Annotated in this window: 23 protein-coding genes; 9 read left to right on the top strand and 14 right to left on the bottom strand. The window is 52.8% G+C overall.

What is annotated here, in order from left to right:
• Positions 1–12 precede the first annotated feature (12 nt).
• Both PJDR2_RS30720 and PJDR2_RS30725 read left to right on the top strand, forming a co-directional pair.
• Positions 13–852: a carbohydrate ABC transporter permease gene (locus tag PJDR2_RS30720; protein WP_015847649.1), complete on the top strand. Its 840-nt coding sequence runs from the start codon at positions 13–15 to the stop codon at positions 850–852.
• Positions 853–874: 22 nt separating this feature from the next.
• Positions 875–2,221, top strand: a complete 1,347-nt coding sequence (locus tag PJDR2_RS30725; protein WP_015847650.1) for a glycoside hydrolase family 5 protein — start codon at positions 875–877, stop codon at positions 2,219–2,221.
• A 100-nt stretch (positions 2,222–2,321) separates the two neighbouring features.
• On the opposite strand, the gene PJDR2_RS30730 is transcribed toward PJDR2_RS30725, so the two are convergent.
• The 6 genes from PJDR2_RS30730 to PJDR2_RS30755 all read right to left on the bottom strand — a co-directional run bounded on the left by PJDR2_RS30730 (position 2,322) and on the right by PJDR2_RS30755 (position 9,116).
• Positions 2,322–3,872: an IS1182 family transposase gene (locus PJDR2_RS30730; RefSeq protein WP_015847651.1), complete on the bottom strand. Its 1,551-nt coding sequence runs from the start codon at positions 3,870–3,872 to the stop codon at positions 2,322–2,324.
• 527 nt (positions 3,873–4,399) lie between these two features.
• Positions 4,400–4,981 carry a TIGR00730 family Rossman fold protein gene (locus PJDR2_RS30735; RefSeq protein WP_015847652.1) on the bottom strand — a complete coding sequence of 194 codons (582 nt, stop codon included), beginning with the start codon at positions 4,979–4,981 and terminating at the stop codon, positions 4,400–4,402.
• A gap of 13 nt (positions 4,982–4,994) precedes the next feature.
• Positions 4,995–5,315 (bottom strand): MazG nucleotide pyrophosphohydrolase domain-containing protein, encoded by a 321-nt coding sequence (locus PJDR2_RS30740; RefSeq protein WP_015847653.1) that lies wholly within the window; start codon positions 5,313–5,315, stop codon positions 4,995–4,997.
• Between the two features lie 91 nt (positions 5,316–5,406).
• The gene (locus tag PJDR2_RS30745) at positions 5,407–6,204 is read right to left on the bottom strand and encodes a lipase family protein (RefSeq protein WP_015847654.1); all 798 of its coding nucleotides are present in this window, start codon (positions 6,202–6,204) and stop codon (positions 5,407–5,409) included.
• Positions 6,205–6,328: 124 nt separating this feature from the next.
• Positions 6,329–7,825 (bottom strand): lytic polysaccharide monooxygenase, encoded by a 1,497-nt coding sequence (locus tag PJDR2_RS30750; protein ID WP_015847655.1) that lies wholly within the window; start codon positions 7,823–7,825, stop codon positions 6,329–6,331.
• Between the two features lie 346 nt (positions 7,826–8,171).
• The gene (locus tag PJDR2_RS30755; protein WP_015847656.1) at positions 8,172–9,116 is read right to left on the bottom strand and encodes a helix-turn-helix transcriptional regulator; all 945 of its coding nucleotides are present in this window, start codon (positions 9,114–9,116) and stop codon (positions 8,172–8,174) included.
• A gap of 100 nt (positions 9,117–9,216) precedes the next feature.
• On the opposite strand from PJDR2_RS30755, the gene PJDR2_RS30760 reads away from it, so the two are divergent.
• Together PJDR2_RS30760 and PJDR2_RS30765 are read left to right on the top strand one after the other, a co-directional pair.
• Positions 9,217–10,395, top strand: coding sequence for an MFS transporter (locus tag PJDR2_RS30760; RefSeq protein ID WP_015847657.1), 1,179 nt, complete (start codon positions 9,217–9,219; stop codon positions 10,393–10,395).
• A 78-nt stretch (positions 10,396–10,473) separates the two neighbouring features.
• Positions 10,474–11,484 (top strand): serine hydrolase domain-containing protein, encoded by a 1,011-nt coding sequence (locus tag PJDR2_RS30765; RefSeq protein ID WP_049790094.1) that lies wholly within the window; start codon positions 10,474–10,476, stop codon positions 11,482–11,484.
• A gap of 35 nt (positions 11,485–11,519) precedes the next feature.
• On the opposite strand, the gene PJDR2_RS30770 is transcribed toward PJDR2_RS30765, so the two are convergent.
• Complete coding sequence (locus PJDR2_RS30770) at positions 11,520–11,837, bottom strand: hypothetical protein (RefSeq protein WP_015847659.1); 318 nt, start codon at positions 11,835–11,837, stop codon at positions 11,520–11,522.
• Positions 11,838–12,012: 175 nt separating this feature from the next.
• On the opposite strand from PJDR2_RS30770, the gene PJDR2_RS30775 reads away from it, so the two are divergent.
• From PJDR2_RS30775 to PJDR2_RS30785, 3 genes are all read left to right on the top strand, one after another.
• Positions 12,013–12,903: a hypothetical protein gene (locus PJDR2_RS30775; protein ID WP_015847660.1), complete on the top strand. Its 891-nt coding sequence runs from the start codon at positions 12,013–12,015 to the stop codon at positions 12,901–12,903.
• Between the two features lie 127 nt (positions 12,904–13,030).
• Positions 13,031–13,669, top strand: coding sequence for a DUF2306 domain-containing protein (locus PJDR2_RS30780; protein ID WP_015847661.1), 639 nt, complete (start codon positions 13,031–13,033; stop codon positions 13,667–13,669).
• Between the two features lie 71 nt (positions 13,670–13,740).
• Positions 13,741–14,727, top strand: coding sequence for a GNAT family N-acetyltransferase (locus PJDR2_RS30785; protein ID WP_015847662.1), 987 nt, complete (start codon positions 13,741–13,743; stop codon positions 14,725–14,727).
• Positions 14,728–14,783: 56 nt separating this feature from the next.
• Here the strand turns inward: PJDR2_RS30785 and PJDR2_RS33790 are convergent, their stop codons facing one another.
• Positions 14,784–15,710, bottom strand: a complete 927-nt coding sequence (locus PJDR2_RS33790; protein WP_015847663.1) for a methyl-accepting chemotaxis protein — start codon at positions 15,708–15,710, stop codon at positions 14,784–14,786.
• Between the two features lie 162 nt (positions 15,711–15,872).
• Here PJDR2_RS33790 and PJDR2_RS30795 point away from each other — a divergent pair, with 162 nt between their 5' ends.
• The gene (locus tag PJDR2_RS30795) at positions 15,873–16,754 is read left to right on the top strand and encodes a MerR family transcriptional regulator (protein WP_015847664.1); all 882 of its coding nucleotides are present in this window, start codon (positions 15,873–15,875) and stop codon (positions 16,752–16,754) included.
• Between the two features lie 157 nt (positions 16,755–16,911).
• Here PJDR2_RS30795 and PJDR2_RS30800 read toward each other — a convergent pair whose 3' ends face one another.
• Complete coding sequence (locus PJDR2_RS30800) at positions 16,912–17,742, bottom strand: SDR family oxidoreductase (RefSeq protein ID WP_015847665.1); 831 nt, start codon at positions 17,740–17,742, stop codon at positions 16,912–16,914.
• Positions 17,743–17,923: 181 nt separating this feature from the next.
• Here PJDR2_RS30800 and PJDR2_RS30805 point away from each other — a divergent pair, with 181 nt between their 5' ends.
• The gene (locus tag PJDR2_RS30805) at positions 17,924–18,337 is read left to right on the top strand and encodes a MerR family transcriptional regulator (protein WP_015847666.1); all 414 of its coding nucleotides are present in this window, start codon (positions 17,924–17,926) and stop codon (positions 18,335–18,337) included.
• Positions 18,338–18,377: 40 nt separating this feature from the next.
• Here PJDR2_RS30805 and PJDR2_RS30810 read toward each other — a convergent pair whose 3' ends face one another.
• The 5 genes from PJDR2_RS30810 to PJDR2_RS30830 form a co-directional block, all read right to left on the bottom strand.
• Positions 18,378–20,333 (bottom strand): GTP-binding protein, encoded by a 1,956-nt coding sequence (locus tag PJDR2_RS30810; protein WP_015847667.1) that lies wholly within the window; start codon positions 20,331–20,333, stop codon positions 18,378–18,380.
• A gap of 35 nt (positions 20,334–20,368) precedes the next feature.
• Positions 20,369–21,664, bottom strand: coding sequence for an MFS transporter (locus PJDR2_RS30815; RefSeq protein ID WP_015847668.1), 1,296 nt, complete (start codon positions 21,662–21,664; stop codon positions 20,369–20,371).
• Positions 21,665–21,787: 123 nt separating this feature from the next.
• A complete protein-coding gene (locus PJDR2_RS30820) occupies positions 21,788–22,780 on the bottom strand; it encodes a helveticin J family class III bacteriocin (RefSeq protein WP_015847669.1) in 993 nt (330 codons plus the stop codon).
• Positions 22,781–22,872: 92 nt separating this feature from the next.
• Positions 22,873–24,186, bottom strand: a complete 1,314-nt coding sequence (locus PJDR2_RS30825; RefSeq protein ID WP_049790196.1) for an amidohydrolase family protein — start codon at positions 24,184–24,186, stop codon at positions 22,873–22,875.
• A 14-nt stretch (positions 24,187–24,200) separates the two neighbouring features.
• Positions 24,201–24,896, bottom strand: coding sequence for an NAD(P)H-dependent oxidoreductase (locus tag PJDR2_RS30830; protein WP_015847671.1), 696 nt, complete (start codon positions 24,894–24,896; stop codon positions 24,201–24,203).
• Positions 24,897–24,904: the final 8 nt, after the last annotated feature.

The raw sequence follows: 24,904 nt of genomic DNA on the forward strand, positions 1-24,904 counted from the left end.
GAGGTGCTCATAATGGATGTCCCTGCATCGAAATGGGGTAAGTTCGGCAGCTATTTCTTACTCATCGTGTTAACCGCCTTTTCGATCGCTACGCTGTTTCCGTTCTTATGGATGATTTCGACCTCCCTTCGAACGGACGTGGATCTGTTCAACAATCCGATGAACTGGATCCCCAGCAAGCTGTATCTAAACAACTATCAGGAGGTATGGACGGCGATCCCGTTCGGCCGCTACTTCCTGAACACTCTTAAATTATCAGTCCTGATAACGATCCTGCAGGTTGTGATCTGCTCGATGGCGGCTTATGCCTTCGCGAAGCTGAAGGTGCCGTTCAAGCAGACGATCTTTATCCTGTTCATGACGAACCTGATGATGCCTTGGCATTCGATCATGGTTCCGCAGTTCACGATTATCAGCAAGCTGGGCTTGTACAACACGCATACCGGTTATGTTCTTATTCAATTATTCAGCGGCTTTGGCATTTTCCTGATGCGTCAATTTTTCCTCAGCCTGCCGAACGAACTAAACGAAGCAGCCCGGGTGGACGGCTTAAACGAGTGGAAGATTTTCTGGAAGATCGTTATGCCGCTGTCCGCGCCAAGCCTGTCTACCTTCGCCATCTTCACCTTCACCTTTATGTGGAACGACTATCTGGCTCCGCTCATTTACTTGAACGACGATATGCTGAAGACGCTTCAGCTTGGGCTGAAGGCGTTCCAGACCGAGCACACGATGGATTACGGCCTGTTGATGGCCGGCACGGTGTTCGCAACGATCCCGATGGTGATCGTGTTCCTGATCGGGGAACGGTTCTTTATTCAAAGCGTGGCTACGACCGGCATGAAAAACTAATCTTACAAGCGAGGTATTATACATGACAACTAACCTGAACAACTTTGTGCAAGTGCGCGGCGAGGATTTTGTCGTGAACGGGGAAAAAATCTTTTTCCGGGGCTTTGGACTGGGCTCTTGGATGAATCTTGAGCATTTCATGATTGGCCTTCCCGGCACCGATACGATGATCAAGAAAGCATTCGGCGAGGTGTACGGCGAGGAACGCGCAGCCAAATTTTTCGACCGCTTCCTGCTGGAGTTTGTGGACGAGAAGGACTTTGAGTTCCTGAAAAGCATTGGCGTAAACCATCTGCGCATCCCGTTCAACTATAAATATTTCATCGATGACCAGAACCCCGGCGTCTACAAAAAAGAAGGCTTTGCCTATCTCGATCATATCGTGAACCTCTGCGAGAAATACGAGATCTACGCGATTCTTGACCTCCACTCCGTACCGGGCGGACAAAATCCGGACTGGCATTGCGATACGAACTCCGGTCTGCCGTTGTTCTGGGAATACGCCGCGCTGCGCGATACGGTAATCAAGCTGTGGGGCCATATCGCCCAATATTACAAGGAGCAGCCTTGGATTGCCGCTTACGACATCGTCAACGAACCGTCGCAAGTGACCAATGCGAAGGTGTTTAACGAGTTTTATGAGAAGATCATCGCGGAGATCCGCCAATACGACGAGCATCATATCGTCTTTATCGAAGGCAACAAGTTCACGACCGACTTTACGATGATTGATCCGATCGACGACCCGCAGGTGGCGTACGAATTCCACTTCTACCCGTTTGTGGACGAGCCGGCCGTTCTTACGCCGGAGATGGACCGTAAGCGCCGGAAAGAGATTTTCGCCGAAGCCTTCGGCAAGCTGGTCAGCATCCGCGAGAAATACAAGCGTCCGGTCTGGTGCGGCGAGCTTGGCCTTGTATTCGAGCAAGAGCAGATCGACTTCCAGATGACGATTATCGAAGATATGCTCGATCTGTGCGAAGAGCATGATGTATCGTGGGCGCTCTGGACGTACAAGGATGCGGCAACGATGGGCATTGTTTATCCGAAGGCAGGCACGCCTTGGAGAGAACTAACCGACGAGATCAAGCAGGTGTGGAACCAGCACAAGGAGCAGGAAAAAGGCGAGGCGCTTGTCGACTACATGGCGGCCACCTATTTCAAGCCGATCTCGGCGGAGGAGCGTTACCCGCTTCAATTCCGGATGAGAACGATCATGCAGGCCATCTGCGTAGAGCAAATGCTGAAGCCTTATCTGGCGAAGCGTTCGTGGGAAGAGACGGCCGAGCTGCCGGCCTCCTTCCATTGGGAGAACTGCGAGCATTGGAGCGAGCTTGCGAACCTGATAAAGCAGTATACGAAAGTTTAAGTAAAAAATGGAGGCAGTCTCAAAAGGTGATTGCTCACTTTAAAGATGGCTCGCATTAGTAAATAAAGAGTGATTCTTATGAAAATAGTGCTGCATAGGGTTACCCTTGCAGCACTATTTTTGTTCTTGCTGCTTTCTTCAGCAAATTGTGGGCAAGCGAAAGCCACCCGACCTCCAGGCTAACTTTCGGCAAGCCTCGAAGTAGGAATCTGCGGAATCCCCGATTATTTTTTATTTGGCCAAATACACTCTCGGGTTCGTGCATTCGTCGAACCGACAGGGCATGTCCTTCCTCGCTCTTTAATTGTTTCCTTGCTTGTTGTTTGAGTCGAAGATATTCCATGCTGACCTTTATTTCTCGATCCCCTTGGGCCTTTGTACATCTTTCCTTTAGCGGACAGCCCTCGCAAGAGATACTGCGGTAGTTACGCGTAACGATTTCATATTCGCTCTCTGTCGTGCTTTTGCTTTCATAACGGAATAGCAGTTTCTGACCAGCCGCACAGGTCCAGATATCTTCGCTCTCGTCATAGAGCCAGTTCTCGAACTTACTAATATCTTGTTTCCATGCCCTCGTGTTTTCTTTGTGATAAGTATTGTATTTCACAAGTGCTCGTTGTTCTTCGGACTCCAGATAAGCATAGTTTTCTTCGCTGCCATAACCTGCATCTGCGATGATGGTTCCCGGCAATTGCCCTAATGAGGCTTTTACTTTGTCTAGATGCGGCTTCAGGCAACGTGTATCTGTGGGACGTTGATGAATGCTGTAGCTAAGAATGAATTGATCTTCTGTTCCGATCTGCACGTTATATCCAGGTTTTAATTGTCCATTGCGCATGTGGTCTTCCTTCATGCGCATGAATGTGGCGTCGGTGTCCGTTTTACTAAAGCTGTTTCGGCTTCCGAGCGTTTCTTGCTGCCCTTCATATTTTTGCAGGCGAGGCAGAAGATCCCTCCGGACAAGGCGAACAGCTTTCTTTAGCGGTTTGTCCTTCGGCTTTTCTTGAAGCTTGTTTTCTAATTGCTGAACAGCCTGCTCCAGCTTTTCGCTCGTAATGGCTGAAGCTTCTCCGAGCTCTGGAAGGTCCAAGTTATTCAGCACCTGATCTTCCTGTTTCTCTGCTTCTTCAATAGCAGCGAACAAGGTCTGCACCTTTTCTTGCAACTTCATCTTCTGTTTGACGACAGCCTTGCCCCAGACAAACGTGTAACGATTGGCATTGGCTTCGATTTTTGTTCCGTCTAAAAAGTAATGCTCCAACTTTATGTAGTTTTCTTCCTTGAGAAACTGAAGAACTGCCGTGAAGACGGTCTCGAGCACGTCTTTCATGCGCTCAGAACGGAAACGGTTAATGGTACGGAAATCTGGACGTTGCCTAGCAGCCAGCCACATGAACATGATATTCTCACGTGCGGCTTTGGCAATTTGGCGAGAGGAGTAGATGCGCTGTGTGTACGCATAGATAACGACTTTCATGAGCATCTTTGGATGATAGCTGTCCCGGCCACCTCCGGGATAAGCTTTGGTGAAGAGCTTCATATCTAAGCGATTGACCGCATCGTTGATGACGCGTACGAGATGATTTTCGGGGATATCTTCTTGCAAGTCCATTGGCAAGGACAGTTGATCCATGTTATATTCTTTGTACATAAAGAAGCCTCTCTTTACTTAGAATGGTTGGGTGGTACCTCCATTTTAACAAGGGTTGGCTTCTTTTTGTTTGAGCATTTCATGAACAGGTTAAAGGCAGACGGAGCATTAAATGATTCTGGAGAAGCGTCAGCGGTCGCTTTTACTCAGGGATTCCTACCTTACCTCGTTTATTAAAGGGAATCCCTGAGCAATGGCGATTGGAAGAACATTTAATGCGCAGGCAGCTGGTTTACCTAAAACAAAAAACAGGGGTGTCCCATCGTCATTTTCATGACTTATGGGACACCCCCCATTTCAAAGGAAATTGCTTACGTTGGATTCACTCCAGCAAAAATAGCATAAAGAGCCCAAATCGCCCCAAAATGAACTGATTATACTACAGTAAATCCAATGTAGCTCGAGCTACCGGGTACAAACGCCTCATTATGCTGGACGAAATCCATTGTAGCCCTAATTATAGCAATCCCTTCGGGGTATCGGCTGTTTGATACTGTCAAAGCTTGCCTACTAACAGCAAATCTCGATTATTTCGGAAGCTCCGCCCATTTATTCGCCTGCTCCGGTGCCGAGTACGCGGCCATGCGGTCCAACAGAACGGACGGATTTTCTTCAAAGAGCATAAGACCCAGATTCGTATCCCGCATAAAGCCCGCCGAGACCGTCTGCTCCAGCATATCGGCGATCGGCTGATAGAAGCCCTTCACGTTCAGAATGCCAACCGGTTTCTTGTGGATGCCAAGCTGCGCCCAGCTTGCCACCTCGAACAATTCCTCGAAGGTTCCGAGCCCGCCAGGCAGCGCGATATAGCCATCGGACAGCTCCGACATCAGAGCTTTCCGTTCATGCATGTTCCCCACTTCAATAAACTCCGTTAGACCTTTATGCGCCATCTCGCCGATGAACAGGCCACGCGGCATGACCCCGGTAACTCGGCCGCCGCTAGCCAGCACTGCGTCGGCAACAAGCCCCATCAAGCCGATTCGGGAGCCACCGTATACTAACTCGATCCCTTGAGCAGCCATCAGCTGTCCAAGCTGGGTTGCCGCTTGTCCGTACTCCGGACTTATTCCGGCATTGGAGCCGGCAAATACGCAAATTTTGTTCATGATTATCCCCCTGCTATTCTTGGCTGTAGCGCTTGCTCAGCTTGTCTTTGTGCACTTTAAGAATTTCCTCTATGGAAAGATCGTAGATCCCCGCAAGAATATAGACATTCGCCAATACGTCCCCAAGCTCCTCGATCAATTCCTGCTTAAGCACTTCGGCCGGCTGGGCAGCCTCATCCGGGCGGTCCCGTCCAATCTCAATCGTCCTTACCACCCTGGCCGTCTCGCCAACTTCCTCCGTCAGGAAAGCCATCCGTTCAAACGGACCATAGCTGGACCAGCCCCGCTTTTTGTAAAAATCTTGAATCCACTGTTGAAATTCCCGTTCCTTCATGACGACTATTCTCCCCCGCTCCTGTTGTTCAATTAATTATAAACAAAAACAGGACTCCCCATAAAGTAAGGTGTCCCGTTTTTTCTACTCCTTACGGAGTGGTTTTACATTTCGAAATATTAGCTTCCGCATCTCCCATTACGTACAGGTAGGTGCTGAGCGCATGATAACAAGGGATGGAATGCTTGATCGGATATAATACCGAGTTAATCTCGAGTCCAGGCTCGAGATGGCGGTAGCCCGCGATCTCCACAGGTACCTGCGGCACGATATCCGGCTTATTGAATATGCGGGTATTCGGGATATTCATCCGCTGGAAGGCTTCAACAAAGCTATTGTCGCCAACCCGCGGCGAGGCAAAGGTTATGAGCTCGACATCCACGTTTTTGCTTCCGGCGAGAAAAGCATGGAGCGTAGCAAGCGAGCTGCCAAGGCTATGCCCGGTCACAAGAAGCTTTGTGCCTTGCGGCAGCGCGTCAATGGACGCCATCAGCGACTCGGAAGGAATACTCGCATCAACGTATTCCACCATCATGCCGCGGTATAGATTCGTAAATCCTTGCTCCGTCTTGCCGCCGCTTGGTACCTCATGGAACGTCTCGAGTATGAACTCGAAGTCCGACAGCCAGTCCAGCGGACTTTCCGTTCCGCGAATCACCACCGCCTGCTGCAGCGGATTGTCCACGGATCTTGCAATAAAGCCTCCGAATTCCCTTTCCTGCATCTTCTCGAGATGCGGCGTCATTGTCAGGTTGGCCACCAGCTCCCAGCCTGCCGGGAAGTCAGCGGGCTTAACCGGCGACAGATGATTCTGCGCGTACATCCCGTACGCGACCTTAACAAAACGCCCCCAATCTATCAGCTTCTCCATACTAATCGTATTGCTCATTCGGTCAGCTCTCCCTACCTGCGAAAATGGTCATTCCGCCCTTTAGTTCGACAAATAATGGTAAAAAACCTCCAGCAGTGGCCTTCTACAGAAAAGGCTGTCCTCGACGGACAGCCCACTCTTGCTATTTGACTAATACCCATACCCCGGCCTGACCGGGGATTTCGCCTTTCGTCCACCATTTTGCCTTGTACGTATGTCCTTCGTGGACAACCTGGTCGCCGCCGTTATAAGCCTTTGCGCTATTCCAAGTCTGTACGGCAGCTGCCGATACCGGCTTCCATACATCCGAGCTGTCAGGCAACTCGCCTTGCGTCCACCAGCTGGCCTTATATTCAATGCCGTTGTAGGTCACGATATCGCCAGCCAAATATATCTTCGTGCTGTCCCATGTACCGGTAACCGTCGGTGGATTAACGACGGTTACCTTCGTCGTAAGCGTCAAGGCCGCGCTTGCTGCCGAGCGGTTACCCGCCGCATCCCGTGCAATAACCGTATACGCGTATGCGGTGGATGGCTTTAATCCGCTGTCCGAATAGGAGGTGGATGCCGTCGTGCCGATTAGTAATCCGCCTCTGTACACCTCGTATTTCACAACGCCGGTATTATCGGTGGCCGCCGTCCAGCCGAAGGCTGCTGTAGTGTCCGTTACATTGCCGGCTGTAAGTCCCGCCGGTCTGGTTGGAGCCTGCGTATCCGGCGCCGGTGTTTCGGCAGGCAGCGTACTAGCCGATACCGGCGCGCTTGCCGACGAGCGGTTACCCTTGTTATCCACCGCCACAATCGTATACGAGTAAGACGAATCCGCAGGCAGGCCGCTATCCGTATAACTTGTTCCTGTCGGCGTACTTACCACTTTTCCATCACGGATTAATTCGTAGTTTTTAATGCCCGCCGATGCCGTGGATGCCGACCAAGACATCGTGATGCTGCTGTCGGTATGGCCGGAACACCATACGCTGTCCGGGAAGTTAGGCAGGATATCCGGATCCGGAGTCGTTGTTCCGCCGCCTTGCGTCAGATTGACGTCAATCGCCTGATAGAAGGCATTAACGGTGTCACCGATTTCCCATACGCCAAGAATAATGTAGTAGCCTGTCCGGTCCGTCGGTACCTTGCATTTATGCGTAACCGTCATCTCCGGCTTCTTCATTCCGCCGTCTATCGTACAGAAGGGCTTCGCTTCCAACTGGTCGCGCGTGAGCGGCTTGTTCGGATCCCAACCAATCTTCGTAATGTAATAGTCCCATTTCTCCGTAATATGATTGGCCGTAAAATTCCAGGTAAACGTATTGTCGCCACCCTTCATGTCGACCTTCTTCCAGCGGCTGGCCGACTGGGCATCCAGCTCGGTATATTTGCCCGCTCCTGCAATCTTACCGTCAGTTGGACCTTCTGCGGGAAATCCGCCGATGCCCTCTACGCTTTGCGGCTCATACTGAATCGCTCCGCAATCCTTGTTCGCGCCTTGGCTGCAGAGCAGCGTCCGGCTGGCAGGCGAAGAAATGTAGCCATGGGCGGATGCTTTGTCCGCGATGGCCAGCATGCAGAGCAGCCCAAGCAGTACAAAGCTGAACAGAATGGCCAGCTTGCCCCCTACCGTTTGTCTCGTTATCGTCATGTCGATTCTCCTCGTTTCATGGAATAAAATAACCGTTTCCAATAATAAACAATTGTCTAATTATCAACCAGATTCCAAAGACCCGGAGGATTATTCTCTGCGACCCGCAGGTTGGAATGCTCCTGACAGAGGATGAATACGCCAAGAGTCTCACCTTTCGAGTCGGTTTCGCGATAACCAACCATTAATGGATATATAAGGTAAATAAAATGCGACTATACAATAGTCCTAGCTCATCTGTTGGCTCCGCCCTTTATGCGCCAGTCATCTCATTTTGCTTCGCCTGCCTATGCCAAAGATCCCTCCTGCCGTCAGGCAGAGGGATCTTGCTTCATTGCTTTTCGAGTTACCGGTAGCGGTCCAGCAGACCGGTTAACCGATCCCGGACCGCTTCCCGCAGCTCTTCGGGGCCTTTCAGTGTTGCTTCATAACCAAGTCCAATCAGAAATTCGGTATAAAAGGACATGTCACCGCGGGATACATCCGCATCAATGCTGCCGCTCCCTTCCTCCCGGACCTGCAGCATCGGGGCCAGCCATAGCTCCGCTTCGCAGCGCTGTACTCCGGCCCGGCTGAGCTCCACCTGCAGACGGACCGGATTCTCTGGCATAACGGCCTCTTTGCGGCTTAGCCGGATTTCGCCAAGCTCGCGCTTTTCCGTACCGGAGGTATCTTCCGAAGCGGTGCGGATCCGGTCGCAGCGGAAGACGCGGAAGCCCTCGCGCAGGAAACAAAACGCCGTGCAATACCACAGACCGTTATGGGCGTAGATGCATACCGGCTGGATTTTGCGGCAGCCCGCCTCGCTGCCCTTTGTCTCATATTCGATATCCAGCACCTTCTGATGCACCGCCGCATCCAGCAGTACGGCCAGGCAAGGCGCATCGCCCCGCCTGGTTGGCGTAATGAAATCCACCCGATGCTTCATGCTGTCGATCCGGTCCCGCACGTCGCCGGGCATATGAAGATAAAATTTGTTCAGCGCCGAGACGGATTCCGTCTCAAACGGCAGCGAGGAGTAATGCCGCAGCGCATGCACGGCGAAGAACATCGCCACGGCTTCCTCCTCCGTAAAGGCAATGGGCGGCAGCACCCGCTCCCTTAATACCTGATAACCTCCATGCGGCCCAACCTCCGAATATAAAGGCACGCCCAGCTCGCTTAGCTCCTGCAAATCCCTTAGAATCGTCCGTTTCGAAACGCCAAACTCATCGGCCAGCTCCTGCACCTTGAACCGCCGCTTCCGATTGACCGTCATCATCAGCTCCATGAGCCGTTTGGATTTGGGCATAACATCTTTCCTCCTTATTCAATATCCATGACAGAATGTGTCACTATTATCCGTTACGATAAGGGCATCAAGCAATACCACCGCTAAAGGAGCGAAAAAAATGCTTAAATACTCCGTTCTGTTTTTCCTTGTTATGTTTATGATTGGCACCGACACGTTTCTTATTTCTCCGCTGCTCCCGACGCTTCAAGCGGAATACGGCGTATCAACCGGCATTGCCGGCTGGATGATTGGCGCCTACACCTTAGGCTCGGCTTTGTTCGCGCTAGTCTCCGGCCCTTTATCCGATGGCTGGAACCGCAGAACGGTCATGATCTGCGGGCTGGCCGCCTTCTCCGTCTCGACCGCTTTATGCGGCTTTGCGGACAATTACTGGATGATGCTGCTGTTCCGTTTCCTCGCCGGCGTCAGCGCCGCCTTCACCGCTCCGCAGGTATGGGCCTCCATTCCCGCCGTTATGCCTCCGCAGCGGATTGCGAAGACGATGGGCGTCGCCTTTGGCGGACTAGCCGCAGCCCAAGCGCTTGGCGTGCCAATCGGGAGCTGGCTGGCCGCAGCCGATTGGCCCGTCCCATTCTGGAGCATCGGCGCATTTTCCCTGCTTCTTGCGGTCGCTGCCTTTCTGCTCCTTCCCGATATGAAGCCTAACGGCCAATCACGCGTTTCGATCTTCAGCCGGTATATGCCGTTAATCACGAACGGAAGAACAAGAGGCGGCTTCCTCGCCTACCTTCTGCTCCATTTGGGAAGCGGTACGGCAATGGCTTTTATCGGCAAATGGATGGCTGACCATTTCGAGCTGTCCATAGGCGGAATCGGCAACGTCATGATGGGCCTTGGATGCGGCACCTTGCTCGGAAGCATCATCAGCTCCTCGGTCATCCGCAGGCTCGGCAGCACGCGGACTGTTACCGCCGGCATGCTCTTGCTCGCTTTGCTGTATATCGTGGGTCCGCATACCGGCCTGTCGCCTGCGGTGATGATCTATTTCGTTATCTTCACCGTTCTGGGCGTCATCTTCCCTCTTGTTATGAGCCTGCTCACCGCCCTTAACGCATCGATCCGCGGAACCATCTCCAGCCTCGCCAACTCAACCATGAACGGCGCGAATACGCTTGGCGCCTGGCTGGCCGGCCTATTGTACGTTCACTTTGCGGGTTATGCGTCCATCGGTATTTTTTCCGCGGTATGTATCGTTCTCTCTCTCGTCACGTTCCGGCTCGGCGGTCTTGTAACGGGCACGGATTCGGCGGAAAAGCAGCAATCCAAGCCTGCCTGACAACAGGAAAAAACATTGTATATTTCCATTTTTATACTTAATATGGAGAGGTGATGAAGACCAGAGGGAGAGATGATCGTGGCCAATGTAAGAGAGCAGATTCACGCGTTGCTGCAACCCCTTGTTCCCGAGCGTAAGTTTAACGGAGCCGCACTCGTCTCGCAACGCGGCAGCATCCTGTATTCCGATGCATGGGGACAAGCAAATATGGAGCTTGCTACGGATAATACGACTAACACCAAATTCCGGATCGGTTCGATAACCAAAACCTTTACGGGGGTCTCCATCCTTCAGCTGGCGGAAAAAGGCCTGCTCAGGCTGGATGATCCGGTCAGCCGTTTCTTCCCGCAGCAGATGAGCGGCAATGCTATCACCATTCATCATCTACTGACGCATACATCGGGCATTCCCAATTATACGGATGATCCTTCCATGTTCGACTGGGCTGCGAACCCTTCGACACCGGAGGTTCTTATCGGGCGCTTCGCCCACAAAGAGCCGGAGTTCGCTCCGGGCGAGCAGTACAAATACTCCAACTCCGGTTACATCCTGCTTGGAGCCATCCTGGAGCAAATAACCGGGCAGTCTTACGCGGACTATTTGCAGGAGCACATCTTCCGTCCGCTTGGCATGAACCATACTCAGGTGGATCAGCCCAGCCACATTCTGCTCAACCGCGCTGCGGGTTATCATCAGGATGAAGAAGGACATTTTAGCAATGCGCCAGCCTTCGATCCTTCCAATGCTTACGCGGCAGGAGCCATTATCTCAACCATCGAGGATATGCACTTATGGGATCAGGCACTCTATACGGAGCAGCTCCTGACCAAACCTTCTCTCGATCTCATGTTTACTCCGGTCAAGGGAGAACGAGATTTTCAATACGGCTGCGGCTGGATCATTCAAGATACGCCATTTGGCAAGCTTGTTTGCCATAGCGGCGGCATCCCCGGCTTCTCCTCCGTCCTGCTCCGGTTTATTGAACAGCAGACGGCGGTTATTGTGCTCAGCAATATCCTGCAGGATGTCAGCGCCATTGGCAAACAGCTTGCCGAACTCGCCATGCAGCCCGCTAACAGCATCAGTTAAAAATAGAAAGAGAGTCAGCCCCGCGGCTGACTCTCTTAATCTTTTAAAGGAGTTATCGCAGAGAAAGAGTAGGTTCCGTCTTCCTGCCTGATATAACGTACCGTATATTTATGATCGATTTGAACGGTATTCCACACGCTCTCCTCCAAAATAATTTTATCCACGCTTTTCAACTTTTTCTTGTCGGGGTAAGCCATCATAATCCAGTACTGCCCCTCATCCCCTTTGCCTTTATCGATTACCTTTACGTTTACGGCAACCGCATCCCTTTCCTGTCCTTTAGTCGAAGAGCAAGCCCCTAGCATTAAACCGGCCAGGAGAAGAATTGCCGCGCATAACAACATATTTCTCATGCTCCACCTCATCCCTAATATCCTCTATACATACGAGTAGACGAATCCCCTAAGACCTCCGCCCGAGAAAAGAACCTTCTTAAGGCCGCTCGAAATCTAGCCGCGGGTCCATTATTGGCTGTAAGTCCTTTCCAGTAAATTAGGGATATACATTTACGGGAAGGGACGAGATAAAATGCAAAGCTATGTAAATCAAGCGACAAATCAAAAGCCGAAGCTGTTCGAGGGGGAGAAATGGCTTGTTCTGACTGGCCTTCTCGGGTTTCTTCTAGCGGCGTTTTGCGGAGTATGGGTGCTTATGAACGGAGGGGAAGTCTCGCCCGGAGGCGATGTTTCAAAGGCCTTTTCCTTTGATGCGGCCCTTGGCGCTTTTATTCTATCTACCGCGGCAATTGCGCCATTATCGGGATTGAAGGCGCGAAGCCGGGCGCTGTTCCGAAGGGTGTATATCGGGCTTGCTCTTTACTCCTATGGGGCGGAGACGATTCAAAACTTCCGCGGCGTTAATCCGAGATTCGTTGACAGCGATTCGTTCTTCGACCAAACGGTCGGCAATGTCTTCACGTTTGTTGCCCTGTTTCTCGTTTTGTTTTATCTGTACCTTGGCGTTCAATTCTTCCGTTCGAAGGCTTATAAGCTTCGGCCCGGGATGGCACTGGGCGTTCGCTATGCCATGATTGCCGTCACCGTATCGTTTGCCGCTGGCATCTGGATCTCCATGAACCAGGGTAGATTTATAGGCGCGGACGGCAACATTATCTGGCTGCACGGGCTTGGCTTCCATGCGCTTCAGGCCGTGCCGATTGTCGCTTGGCTAGTCGAGCGTTCCCGCGCCAAAGCTACTAACCTGATTCATATTACCGGCATCACTTATCTGCTTGGTCTAATCGCGATCGGGTGGCAGACGTTGAACGGTCACTCTCTAACGGAGTGGTCACTTCTGCCGGTAGCCGCAGGCATCTGCTTTATTCTTTCTATCGCGGCCGGCGTAACAGCGCTGCGCAAAGTGCTTCTCTCCGGTTCGCGTCCAAACAACGGCAATCGGAACAGACCTGCACGCTTTTGAATTAAAGAGGGAGATGCCCGCCGGGCAGCTCCCTCTTCTTATGCTTTATCGTTTTTTTAGAAAGTTTTTAGAGCCCCTAAACATCCGCCGGCTATACTAGGGTCATCAATCCCGAAGGAGCGTTTCGATGAAAAAAAGCTGGTGGATTCTGCTGTTGCTGTCTATCGCCATAATGCTGCCGTTTGTTATCCCGTACCTTGCTTTAAATCCGGCAAGCAGCCGTATTGAGGTTTCTTCAAGGACGATTCAATATCCTGCCTTAGTTAGCCATATCATTCTAGCCTTTATAGCTATGCTAGCGGGATTTCTGCAATTTCACCGCACGCTGCGACGGAACAAACCGTCCTTGCATATCCTTCTTGGCAAAGTATATATAGGCTCGGTATTCCTAAGCGGCGGACTCGCCCTAATCGTGTCCTGTTACGAACCCGACTTCGGCCGTACGTTATCCTTCCTCTTCCTCGATCTGCTGTGGCTGGTCACGACGGCAATGGGTTACCGTTCTGCAAGGAAAAGGGACTTGCAGTCGCATAAGCAATGGATGATCCGCAGCTTGGCCATGACTTTAACGGCGGTCAGCGCCAGAGCCCTGGTGCCGCTCTTGATCCTTCTGTACCTGCTTTTGCATCGGTTCGCTCTGCCGGATGGCCGTATGGGAATGATCGAAGATGTGCTGGACAATAACATTTGGGCAGCCCTTATCGTGAACTTCGTTATTGTGGAGTGGTTCATCCGCCGGACGAAGCATGAGCAAGTTTCATTATAATTAATTATTTCCAACCACTGGAATAAAAGGTATGCCATACTAGGATTATCCCAATAACGGTGGTGGTCAATATGAACTTTATGATCCGCAAAATAAGACAGCCCGAAGACTTTCAGGCCGTAGCGCCTCTCGTCAATCTGGTATGGTCGGAACCAACAACGGCAGAACGGCTGCAGGAGGACGAGGACAAAATCCCCCCGGGCCAGCTGCATTATAATGAGCAAGGCGAGCTAATGGGATGGGACCGTCCCAAGTGGGTAGCCGAAGACGAGAACGGACAAATCATCGCTTATGCCATAGCCTGGCGCGCACCTTGGACGGAGCCCGGCGCATTGATCTACACGTTAATCGTCCATCCGGAATTCCGCGGCAAAGGCGTTGGCACTGCCATATACGGCACCCTTCATGCCTGGGCGCAGGAGGTCAAAGCTTCATGCCTGATGAACTACAACATGAAGGAGACGGACGAAAGGTCTCTTGCTTTTGCGGAAAAGCATGGCTATATCAAGGAACGGTTGTCCTTCGAGTCCGTGCTTGATCTGCGGGAGTATACCGCGGATGAGCAGCTGCTTGCTTCCATTGGCGATGCAGAGCGTGCCGGTATACGCTTCGTTACATTGGCGGAGGAACCAGGCGAGGATAATGAACGCAAGCTGCATGAGCTTTACAAAATTACGCACCACGATATTCCCGGCTATTCGGGTGATTACCCCTGGTTTGAGGAATGGAAAAAATGGACCCTCGAACTGCCCGGCGTTCGTCCGGAATGGGTTCATATCGCCAAGGACGGCGAACGCTACGTTGGCGTGGTAAGCCTGCAGCATAACGAACAGACGGGGGCGATGTACCACGAATACACCGGCGTTCTGCCGCAATACCGCGGCCGCCGTATTGCCCTTGCCCTGAAGCTGCTTGGCCTGCAATCCGCCAAAACAGCCGGCTCTCCGTATCTCCGGACGCATAACGACTCGGCGAATATTCCCATGCTGCGCGTAAACCGCGATCTGATGGGCTTCCGGGCGGAGCCGGGCAGCTACAAAATTGTTTGTACGCTGTGACAATGACAAAAAGCGGTTGTGACCGGGGTTACACCCTGCACAACCGCTTTTCCATCCTAAATCGTATTTTTGAAATCCTGAGCCTTCTCCTCCAGCTGATATGCGGATTCTCCAATCTGGGTGAACTCGCCGACCGCCTTCCGGGCACGCTGCTGGCTTTCCAAGATCATCTCCTGCGACAAGCGCATTCCTTTCGCGATATTCCCAACCTCGGCAGCAATTCCGGCCAAATTAGCCTGGACGGCCTTGGCAGCTTCGTCCGCCTGCTTGGCCAGCTTGCGGACCTCTGTCGCGACCACGCTAAAGCCCCGGCCATGCTCGCCGGCATGCGCAGCTTCAATCCCCGCATTCAAAGCCAGCAGATTCGTATGCTTGGCCACTTCCCGGATATTATGAATCGTGCTTCGCACGGACTCCGTCTCATGCTCCAGCGCTCCAAGCACCTTCATGTTCCCGCTTGATTCCAAAGCGACGCCTTCTATGATCTGCTCGATCTGTCTGCTTCCGGCAATCCCTTCTTCCGTCCGTTCCAGCAAATCCTGCGCCATCTGCTGCAATTCAACTATGAGCTTTGCGGTAGCGTTCTCCCTCTCGGTAATATCGGTCGCAACCTTGAGAATTCCCTCTACATGTCCTTCAGCGTTAAACACCGGCATATAGGTAGCCTCGAACCATAATAACCGGCCGTCCTTGGATACACGCGAGATTTTCTCCTGAAAAATCCGACCGCTCCGAAGGTTATTCCAAAGCTCCCGGTAACCGGGACTGTTCACGAACTCGGGCGTACAAAACTGCCTGTGCATGAGGCCCGGCATTTCGTCCGCTTCATACCCCATCGCCCGAGCGAAATTATCGTTCGCCCACAGGACTTTCCCGTCCGTACTTAGTTCAATCATTGCCAGCGACTTTTCCATTGCCGCCAGAACGTAATGCACATCCAATACTTGAGATCTGGAATGCTGATCATGGGATGCCGTAAGCATCGGATCACCTTCTACTTCCAATGTATAATTTACGTATAATATTTTAGTTAAAATTATACATAAATCATATTTCCATCGCAAGGAAGCGATCGCAGGAGAGGGAGCCGAATCCTCTATGCTTTCCGTACAACTTATGTATAATAAAACCTGAGGTGTAAGCGTATGTATAGTATTCGCAAAGTATCCCAGTTAGTTGGGATTCCCGCTGTTACCATCCGGGCATGGGAGAACCGATATCAGATTACCGAGCCCGTTCGAAGCGCAGGCGGCCACCGCCTATACCGGGACGCGGATATCGATACTCTACGCTGGATCAAGCAGCAGATGGACAGCTGTCACTTGAAGATTAGCGAAGCCGTCACCCTTTACCGGAACAAGCAGGCGATTACCTCGTCAACCCGGACGTTTAGCGAGCCGAACCGCTTCACCAGCCTGAGCGAACAGCTCTGCCGCGAGCTCGTTGATATGAATACCGTCCAGGCCAATGAGGTCATCGATTTATGCTTTTCCTTATTCCATCATGAAGAGGTCTTCCACCATATTCTTACTCCCGTGATGAGACAAATCGGCACGGCATGGGAAAATGGTGTCATTTCGGTTGCCCAGGAGCATTTCGCTTCCCAGATCATTATCCAAAGATGCACCCAGTTCATAAGAATTTTGCCGCTGAATCCGCATCTTCCAAGGGCTGTCGCCTTATGTCCGGAGGGAGAGCATCATCAGATGGGTCTTATGCTCTTCAGCCTGTTTCTGCGGAATAAAGGCCATGATGTCATCTATCTGGGACCGGACACACCCTTAAACGATATTACAGCTCTGATTGGGGCTAAAAATATTGGAATCGTTGCCATCTCGCTCAATAACCCGGCACTGGCAGGATCCGTCGAAAAATGGATTACCCAGTGCCGCCAAGCCTATCCGGCGCTCACTATTATTGCAGGCGGCGACGGCTTTCAGGGCTGCAGCGCTAACCTTGCCCCGCTCGTCTGTCCCCCCGGACCTTCGGAATGGGACAACTGGTACAGCCTTCTTTTATACCGATAATCTGCGGTACCACCCGTTGCCATGCAGAACTGCCGGGTCAACTCCGATTTCGCCATCTAAACAACAAATAAGACCCTGGCAGGGTCTTATTTGTGCTGGTTTATTCCTTTTCTTAATAAATAAGACCCTGACAAGGCCTTATCTATAGGTGAAACGCTTAAACGCCAAAATAGTGTCCTTGCTCCAGATCCTCGAGCAGTCCCGGATGAGTTGGCTTCCAGCCAAGCAGCTCCTGCGTCTGTTCGCTTGAACGTGGAATATCAAGCCCTGCGAGCATGCCCAGGAAACCGAAGTGGGCAGCAGCCTCCTCACGGGAAATGCTGCGTACCGGCACGTTCAAATGCTGTCCGATAACCGTGGCAATGTCGCGGAACGCGATCCCTTCGTCGCCAACTCCGTCTAGCCTCGAGCCTGCCGGCGCAGCTTCCACGGCGAGCCGGAACAAGGATGCCGCATCGATGCGATGCACAGCCGGCCAGCGGTTTACGCCGTCGCCGATGTACGCGGAGAACCCTTTCGCACGGGCCGTCTGAATGAGCTGCGGTACAAAGCCTTTATCCCGCTCTCCGTGTACAGATGGGGCAAGCGACACAATGGATGTCCGCACCCCGCGCTCGGCTAGCCCCAATACCGCATTCTCCGATTCGATGCCATTGGCATGAGCCGTAATTACAAACGGTTTGCCGGAGCCTTCAAGCACGGCTCCCATCGCCTCAACTGCGCGAAGATCCATGGCAAGCGAGCCGGCAAAATCCGAAAAGTCATGACGGAATGCCAAATGAATGACGCCGTCTGCGGCAGCGGCGCCGCGCTGAAGGCTATCGAGATCCTCAAGGGTGCCAAGGTGCGCCTCCGCACCGGCTTCTACCAATAAGGCTGCACCTTTATCGGAACGGGTAAGCCCTACAACCTGATGACCGCCTTCGATCAGCTCTCTAACAACTTCCGTACCAATATAGCCGGTTGCTCCGGTTAAGAATATAAGCATAGTGGATCGCTCCTAAAAAGAATTACCACACAAAGGATGAAGGAAAAATCACTTGTGGTGATTCTTACTTCGAAAGCATTCGCTTTGTGTAGTTGATTTGCCGAACAACTAAAGCATAAACTATAGAGTGAACTCTAAGGCAAGACCCTGATAACGGTATTTCCTTTTAGGAGAGAGAAGCATGAAAATTCAGGAGTTAGCGGAAATGATGGGCCTATCCGTCCACGCGATCCGTTTTTACGAAAAGGAAGGCCTGCTCGACAACCGCCACGTCCAGCGGGAGAAGAACAACTATCGCAGCTATACCGAAGATGCGATTGAGCGTCTCCGGATGATCAAAAAATTTCAGGGCCTCGGCTGTTCGCTGACCGAATTAAAGGAGCTCTTTCAGGATCAGGATACGAATACGAAGACGAATCAGCAAATCATCGAATGGATCGGACAAAAGAAAGTCGAGATTGAGCGCAAGAAGGCCGAATATGATCAGATCCTTGAAACACTCGACTGGATGATCGAGTACAGGAAGGTCTTAATGAAAGATCCCGAGCAGGCTGAAGCGATGCTAAAAGCACTAAAGGCCGTTTACCCTCATTAAGGGAAAACGGCCTTCCTTTTATCCATTCAACAATCAACAGCTAGAGCAAATGCATTTTTGCTTCCGCCTCATCCCAAGCTACCGCATAACCGGCGCCTTTCGCACAAAAAATAGACGAGGACGTATATAAAGGGTCCGCATCCTTCCGGTAGCCTTTCCGCTCAATGACCTCCTGCTCGTTATGGCAGCGGTCGTAACCGGCGAAGATCAGCTGAATGCTGCCCCGGCCATGCGTAAAGGCGGCGAGCTCCGTGCTGTAATCCATAAAAGTCGCGACGGGCACCCGGCCCGTAACCACCGCATGGGACTGCGTGGTCTGAGGCGGATCGAACTGGCCTGAAGCACGTTGCAAATCCGACAACACCTTGCCCAGATGGTCCAGCTCAACCTTGATTTTATACCCGTAAAACGGTTCAAGCAGCAGATTGTCCGCCTTCTCGAGCCCTTGCCTGAGTGCCCGGAAGGCAGCCTCCCGGAAATCTCCGCCATGCGTATGCTCGTTATGGGCGGCGCCCGTAAGCAAAGTGACCTGCACGTCCGTTAGCGGACTGCCCGTCAACAGCCCGTGATGCTCGCGTTCGAACAGATGCGTCTCGATCAGATTCTGATTGCCTATGCTCAGGTCATGCACGTGGGCAGCATTCTTGAACGTGATGCCGCTGCCCCGCTCGCCCGGCTCCAAGAGCAGATGCACCTCGGCGTAATGCCGAAGCGGCTCGAAATGACCATAGCCTTTTACGGGCCTCAAGATGGTCTCCTTGTACAAAATTTCCGGACTGCCAAAATCCACGTCAAAGCCGAAACGGTCCTTCACCAGCTGCTGCAGCACTTCGAGCTGAATAACGCCCATCACGTGAATATGAATCTCCTGCAGCGTCTCCTCCCAGACAACGTTCAAAGACGGGTCCTCCGCATTCAGAATGCGGAACGCCTTCAGCACATCCTTCACGGGGAGGGCTTCGGAGAATATGACCTTTGACGTCAAAGCGGGCACCAGATCATAGGACAGCTTGTCCGAGTAGAGTCCTACGCCTTGTCCCGCGTCCGCTTCGGACAGCCCGATAACGGCAAATAGGTCCCCGGCCGACACCTGATCAACCGCCTGCATTTTACTGCCGTTCACGAGCATCAGCCTGGTTGCCTTCTCGCAGATTTGCCCATCCCCGCCGCCATAGCAGAGCTCTTCGCGAACCTTGAGCGTACCGCTTAAAGCCTTGATATAGGTTAAACGGGTACCGCTCTTGTCATGACGGATTTTATAGACTCTTCCTCCAAAAGGAGCTTGTCCGTTATAGTCGGCCGTCGTAAGCAGATGAAGCTGCTCCAGGAACTCCTTCACGCCGGTATCCTGCAGGGCTGAACCGCCAACACATGGGTATAACCTGCTGTTCTTTACCATGTCCTGCAAAGCTTGCAGCCAGAAGGCCCGGTCGCCTTCACCGGAGAGGAATGCATCAAATAACCGCTCATCCCTCTCTGCCAGACTCTCCACTAACGGCTCTCCCAAGACGCCGCCCGCAAAGCTGTCCGTCATCAGACAAGCATCCTGCGTCAGATGCTGCTGAATTTCCTCCATTACGCGGTTAACGTCCGCTCCGGTCCGGTCGATTTTGTTGATGAAAAAGAACGTCGGTACGCGGTGCTTCGAAAGCAGCTGCCAGACCGTTTCCGTATGTCCCTGCACGCCCTCCACGGCGCTCACGACCAGGACGGCATAATCCATCACCTGGATAGCGCGCTCCATCTCCGGCGAGAAATCGACGTGGCCCGGCGTATCGATCAAGTAATAAGTCGCGCCGTTATAGGTCATAACAGCCTGATCCGCAAACACCGTTATCCCTCTCGCCCGTTCAATATCGTGGCTGTCGAGGTAGGCATCCTTATGATCGACCCGGCCCCGCTCCCGTATGCTGTTCGTATGATAAAGAAGCTGTTCCGCCAGCGTGGTCTTGCCCGCATCCACATGCGCGAACATGCCAATCGTTACTTGCTTCATGCGATTCCCCTTGGTTTGATTTTGCCATTATCATATCACACCGGACGTTTCGATTGACCCGGCTCCTCTAAATTCTTCATGAACAAGGAAATGACAAAGGATACCGTAAGCAAAATAAGGGGAACCACGCAGATCAGCACCCGGAATACGGTCTCCGGCTGCGAACCGGGTTCGTCGCCGCTCTGGTAGCCGTACATAAGGCCAACAATCCAGAAGGCAACCGCCGCGATCAAGCCGCTGGACCGCGTAATAAAACCGGCTACCGCCGTATAAATCCCTTCTCTGCGTCTGCCGGTCCGCTCCGCGTCGAGGTCAATAATCCGGCCGCTTAGCATCGCAGGCGTAACAAGAAATCCCGCCATCCCGAAGCCAACAAGGATGCCGGCGAGAATACCGCTGCCAAGATTGCCCGCGAACCATAGCGGAATGACGGAAAGCCCGTAAACGGCGAGCGCCAGCCGCCAGCTGTGCAGACCGCCAAGCCTGCGGGAGATCAGGTACCAGACCGCGACAAGCGGAATAATGGAGACAAAGACGGCCCCCATCAGGATGGACACCTCGCCCTCCGAGATATGCAGGTTGTATTTCGCATAGAACGGAAGCAGGGCGGCAAGCAAGCCGTTCACCGTCTGGGCGAAGGAGCCGGATATATTAAAGATCCAGAACGGTTTATTCGTCAGCGTCTCCCGGAAGGCGGCAATCAGGGGAAGCGGCGCTTCCTGATGGGTGCTCTCCTTCTCCCGGACGGACAAAGCGAACCAGGTCATAAAGATGCCGAATACAAGCGAGTACACAACCGACATCCAGCCAAAACCGATCCAGCCGTAAAGAATTGGCGTCAGCGCCGTTCCGATCAGAATAGCCGCAATCTGAAAGCCCTGCTGGACGGCGGATGCTTTGGCGCGAAGCCGGTCCCCTTCGAACAGCTCCGGAAATAGCGCTCCGTAATTCACCCACAGAAGCGTTGCAACTCCTTCAAACAGGATCAGCGAAGTCAGCAGCCACATGAACAGCTCCGTATTGCCAAGTCCCTCCGGAACGGAGAACACCATGATGAAGACAAGCATAAACGCCGGCGTGGAGAAAAATATCCAAGGTCTGCGCCTGCCGTATTTCGTGCGGGTCCGGTCGGACAAATAGCCGGCCATCGGATTGTTGACCGCGTCCCAGATGAGATAGACGGTACGCGCAATGGTAGCCAGCCCAAGGCTAAGCCCCAGCTTTTCCACATAGTAGTAGTTGAAAAAAGACGCAAAGGCCTGGCTTGGGATCATCATTGCGAACATCCCAAGCGCATAGGCCGTCGGAGAATTCAGGAACCTCTTGCTCACCGCTTGTTCCCTCCCTATTGCCGAAGTAAAGCTACCTTACGTCTTATGCGGCGTGTCCTCCAGTTATGCAAACAGAGCCGCCACCGAAGCAGATTGCTTACGGGGCAGCCCTGTTTGCATAGGTTAATTAAATTTGCTCTCGGGCACGTAGTAGACCTTCTGAGTGTCTTTCTTGTTTTTGGGATCCGTTACGATCGTAAAGTAAACATTGCCGTTTTTCGTCTGCACGCCTTCGATCTCGTGTTTCCCCACATTCGTAATCTTGACGAGGGATTTGTATGCCCCTGTTTTGGACATCAAGGCGACGCTTGGCGTTTGCCCTTCCGCCCCGCCCGACGTAAAGATCTTCGTGCTTCCTAGCATATCCATGCCCTGGAACGATCCGTTTGGTCTCACGATATTGCTGCCTGTTTGGGTGAAGCTGGCTACGCAGGCTTTTTTAGCTGCCGCGCTGTCCATACGCACCTGTTCATTGCTGTCCAGCAGCCGGTTCAGAGCAGCCGTGTTATAGATCGACCAAGTAACGCTGCCTTGGGACGTTTGTACGCGAAAAATCGTATAGTCGCTGTTCCCGCCGCCATCCACGCGATAGGTATCGCCTAGTCGCTTGCCGGTCTTGTTCGCATAGTTCAAGTAGGTGAACCGGCGAAGCCCCGTATAATCATACTTCTTGCCCGCCGAGTATTTCAGCCGGGCTACTTGAAGCGACCAGTCGTACGAGGTTAATGCGTCCGCTTTTGAACTGAAATAGAAGTAATCGACCTTGTTGTAGGTGTACATATCGAGCGTTTGGCCGTGGCCGGAATTGGTAATCGTCATTTCGTCCACGTAGGTAGCGGTGCGTCCATTCATCAGTAATCTGGATAAATAGACCGTTCCTCCCGAGCGCTGGGTGACGTAAAGATACTTGGATGCGATATAGGCCTTCTGGACGGCCAGATTGTGCTTGAGACCTTTCAGACTATACGCCAAGGTAGCCGACGCGTTTACGGTTTTCCCCGGACTGGCCGCAAAGGCGGGCACAACGGTTGCGCCAAATAGAAGAAAGACAAGAAAGACGGAAATAAACATTTTAAATGGCCTGTTTACAAGACTAAGCTTCTGATTGCGAATCATTTGAATCCCTCCTCAATAACGATTACACCCGATTATCAAGGAGATAAACATGGTTTTGAATAGTCGCGTCGACCTAAAATTTAGTTAAAATTTTATAATCTTACTCCTGTTTCATAACTTGAGTAGGCCATTTCATCACTCGCCGCGTGCAGCAGCTTCGTAATAGCAGGCACCGTTTCCGCTGCCAGCCTGCCCTGATGGAACACATATCGCGGGGCAGACCGGGTACGAATCAGCTCGGCTGCGTCATCGGCATCAAACAGCAGGAAGGAAGCCGGATCCCCAACCCTAGGCATTCCTTGCTCATAACCGTAGTCAACGACCCCCATTGCTTTTGCCCCGCCGTACGTAATCATGCCGGCTATATCGTTCAGATCCCGACGGCCGCACATATGGGCAAGATGGGCCGCCATATGCGCCGCATCGAGCGGATTTCCCGTTCCGAGCGGATAAAAAGGGGTGCGAATATCGTCATGCGCCAAAGCGACGTTAACCCCGGCCCGGTGGAAATCCTGAATCCGCGTAATGCCTCGCCCCTTTGGAGAAGCATCGTATCGCCCCTGCATAACGCTGTTAATCAGCGGGCAGGCCACAATGGAAAGACCGGACTGCTTCACCAGCCCAAGCAGCTTCTGAAAATACGGCTCATTGTAATACGCCGCGGCATTGGCATGGGCGGCCGTCACCTTGGAGCCGAGCCCGGTCGTTAGGGTAAGCGAGGCGCATACCTCCAAATAACGCGAAGCTTCGTCGTCCGTCTCGTCGCAGAAGACATGAATAAAGGCGCTGTACCGCTCGGCAAGAGCAAAGGCTTTGCGGAGGCTTAATACCCCGTCCTCGCGGGTCCGCTCCAGATGCGGAACCGCGGATACGCCGTCAGCCCCAAGCCGCAGCGCTTCCTCCAGCCTGGCTTCATTTTCCGGGCAAGCGACAAGGCCGTCCTGCGGAAAAGCGATGACTTGCATATGCATCCTGTCTTTATATTTGTCCTTCAGCTCCAGTACCGCTCGCAGAGCCGTCAGCTTTGAGTCGCCTATATCAACCATCGCGCGAAGATAAAGCACGCCGTAGCCGATAAACAGTTCCAACGTACGTTCCGCCCTCGCTAGAACGTCTTCGCGGGTCAGCTGCTTTTTGCGGGAGGTCCATACCGAGATGCCTTCCGCAAGCGTTCCGCTCTCATTCCAGACCGGGTCGCCTGCCGTTAAGGTCGTATCCAGATGTACATGCGGTTCAACAAAAGGAGGCATCAGCAGCCTTCCTTCCGCCTGAAAGACCCTCTTGGCGGCGGCCCCGGCCAGCTTGCCGACTGCCGTTATTTTGCCGCCCTTAATGCCCAGATCCGTTAATTCTCCGCTGCCGGGCAGCCTAACCCCGGAAACAAGCAAATCCAATGGTATCGTCATCGTATCCCCGCCATTCATTTTATGCCTTTGGTTGCCGCGGCAAATCTCGCCACCCTCGCGCCTAGCCTGCCAGCCATCCGGAGCTCGCGCTCATCCGGCGTTCTTGAGCTGTCCGGTCCCGCCAGCGTCGAAGGGCCGTAAGGGGACCCGCCAATGGCGTCCGCGGTCAAATATTCCGGATTCTGCGAATACGGCAATCCGACGTACACCATTCCGAAATGCAGCAGCGGAATGATAGACGTCAGGATCGTTGCTTCGTGACCCGTGTGAATAGATCCGGCGCTTGTCATAACGCCGCTTGGCTTCCCTTCCAGCTCTCCGCCGGCGCATAGGCTGCCCGACAGGTCGAGGAAGGATTTGACTTGCGCCGGCATGGAGCCATAGTAGGTCGGGAAGCCCCAGACAATGCCGTCCGCCCAGCGGAGATCGTCCGCCGTCGCTTCGCGTACCGACTGCTGAACAGCCTGAGCGGCTTCGTACTTCTCCCAGCGGGCCCCAACCCGGAACGTACCGGACAGCCGGCTGTCTTCCGCTGGCCGTCTGCGGTCCGGATGATCAAGCAGCGCGGTTACATTGTCCGGATGGCGGAACTCCGGAATACGGACAAGCCGTGCCGTATGCCCTTCGGTCTCAGCACCTTGCGCGGCGGCTTCCGCCATCCGGTGAATATGTCCGTATGCGCTGAAGTAAATGACAAGCACGTTCGCCATGGCGATCT

This window comes from Paenibacillus sp. JDR-2, from assembly GCF_000023585.1.
Taxonomy (GTDB): domain Bacteria; phylum Bacillota; class Bacilli; order Paenibacillales; family Paenibacillaceae; genus Pristimantibacillus.

Bases quoted from the DNA above. Each gene is read 5' to 3' on its own strand.
- PJDR2_RS30720 (WP_015847649.1), top strand. From the start codon at position 13: ATGGATGTCCCTGCATCGAAATGGGGTAAGTTCGGCAGCTATTTCTTA.
- PJDR2_RS30725 (WP_015847650.1), top strand. From the start codon at position 875: ATGACAACTAACCTGAACAACTTTGTGCAAGTGCGCGGCGAGGATTTT.
- PJDR2_RS30730 (WP_015847651.1), bottom strand. From the start codon at position 3,872: ATGTACAAAGAATATAACATGGATCAACTGTCCTTGCCAATGGACTTG.
- PJDR2_RS30735 (WP_015847652.1), bottom strand. From the start codon at position 4,981: ATGAACAAAATTTGCGTATTTGCCGGCTCCAATGCCGGAATAAGTCCG.
- PJDR2_RS30740 (WP_015847653.1), bottom strand. From the start codon at position 5,315: ATGAAGGAACGGGAATTTCAACAGTGGATTCAAGATTTTTACAAAAAG.
- PJDR2_RS30745 (WP_015847654.1), bottom strand. From the start codon at position 6,204: ATGAGCAATACGATTAGTATGGAGAAGCTGATAGATTGGGGGCGTTTT.
- PJDR2_RS30750 (WP_015847655.1), bottom strand. From the start codon at position 7,825: ATGACGATAACGAGACAAACGGTAGGGGGCAAGCTGGCCATTCTGTTC.
- PJDR2_RS30755 (WP_015847656.1), bottom strand. From the start codon at position 9,116: ATGCCCAAATCCAAACGGCTCATGGAGCTGATGATGACGGTCAATCGG.
- PJDR2_RS30760 (WP_015847657.1), top strand. From the start codon at position 9,217: ATGCTTAAATACTCCGTTCTGTTTTTCCTTGTTATGTTTATGATTGGC.
- PJDR2_RS30770 (WP_015847659.1), bottom strand. From the start codon at position 11,837: ATGAGAAATATGTTGTTATGCGCGGCAATTCTTCTCCTGGCCGGTTTA.
- PJDR2_RS30775 (WP_015847660.1), top strand. From the start codon at position 12,013: ATGCAAAGCTATGTAAATCAAGCGACAAATCAAAAGCCGAAGCTGTTC.
- PJDR2_RS30780 (WP_015847661.1), top strand. From the start codon at position 13,031: ATGAAAAAAAGCTGGTGGATTCTGCTGTTGCTGTCTATCGCCATAATG.
- PJDR2_RS30785 (WP_015847662.1), top strand. From the start codon at position 13,741: ATGAACTTTATGATCCGCAAAATAAGACAGCCCGAAGACTTTCAGGCC.
- PJDR2_RS33790 (WP_015847663.1), bottom strand. From the start codon at position 15,710: ATGCTTACGGCATCCCATGATCAGCATTCCAGATCTCAAGTATTGGAT.
- PJDR2_RS30795 (WP_015847664.1), top strand. From the start codon at position 15,873: ATGTATAGTATTCGCAAAGTATCCCAGTTAGTTGGGATTCCCGCTGTT.
- PJDR2_RS30800 (WP_015847665.1), bottom strand. From the start codon at position 17,742: ATGCTTATATTCTTAACCGGAGCAACCGGCTATATTGGTACGGAAGTT.
- PJDR2_RS30805 (WP_015847666.1), top strand. From the start codon at position 17,924: ATGAAAATTCAGGAGTTAGCGGAAATGATGGGCCTATCCGTCCACGCG.
- PJDR2_RS30810 (WP_015847667.1), bottom strand. From the start codon at position 20,333: ATGAAGCAAGTAACGATTGGCATGTTCGCGCATGTGGATGCGGGCAAG.
- PJDR2_RS30820 (WP_015847669.1), bottom strand. From the start codon at position 22,780: ATGATTCGCAATCAGAAGCTTAGTCTTGTAAACAGGCCATTTAAAATG.
- PJDR2_RS30825 (WP_049790196.1), bottom strand. From the start codon at position 24,186: ATGACGATACCATTGGATTTGCTTGTTTCCGGGGTTAGGCTGCCCGGC.
- PJDR2_RS30830 (WP_015847671.1), bottom strand. From the start codon at position 24,896: ATGGCGAACGTGCTTGTCATTTACTTCAGCGCATACGGACATATTCAC.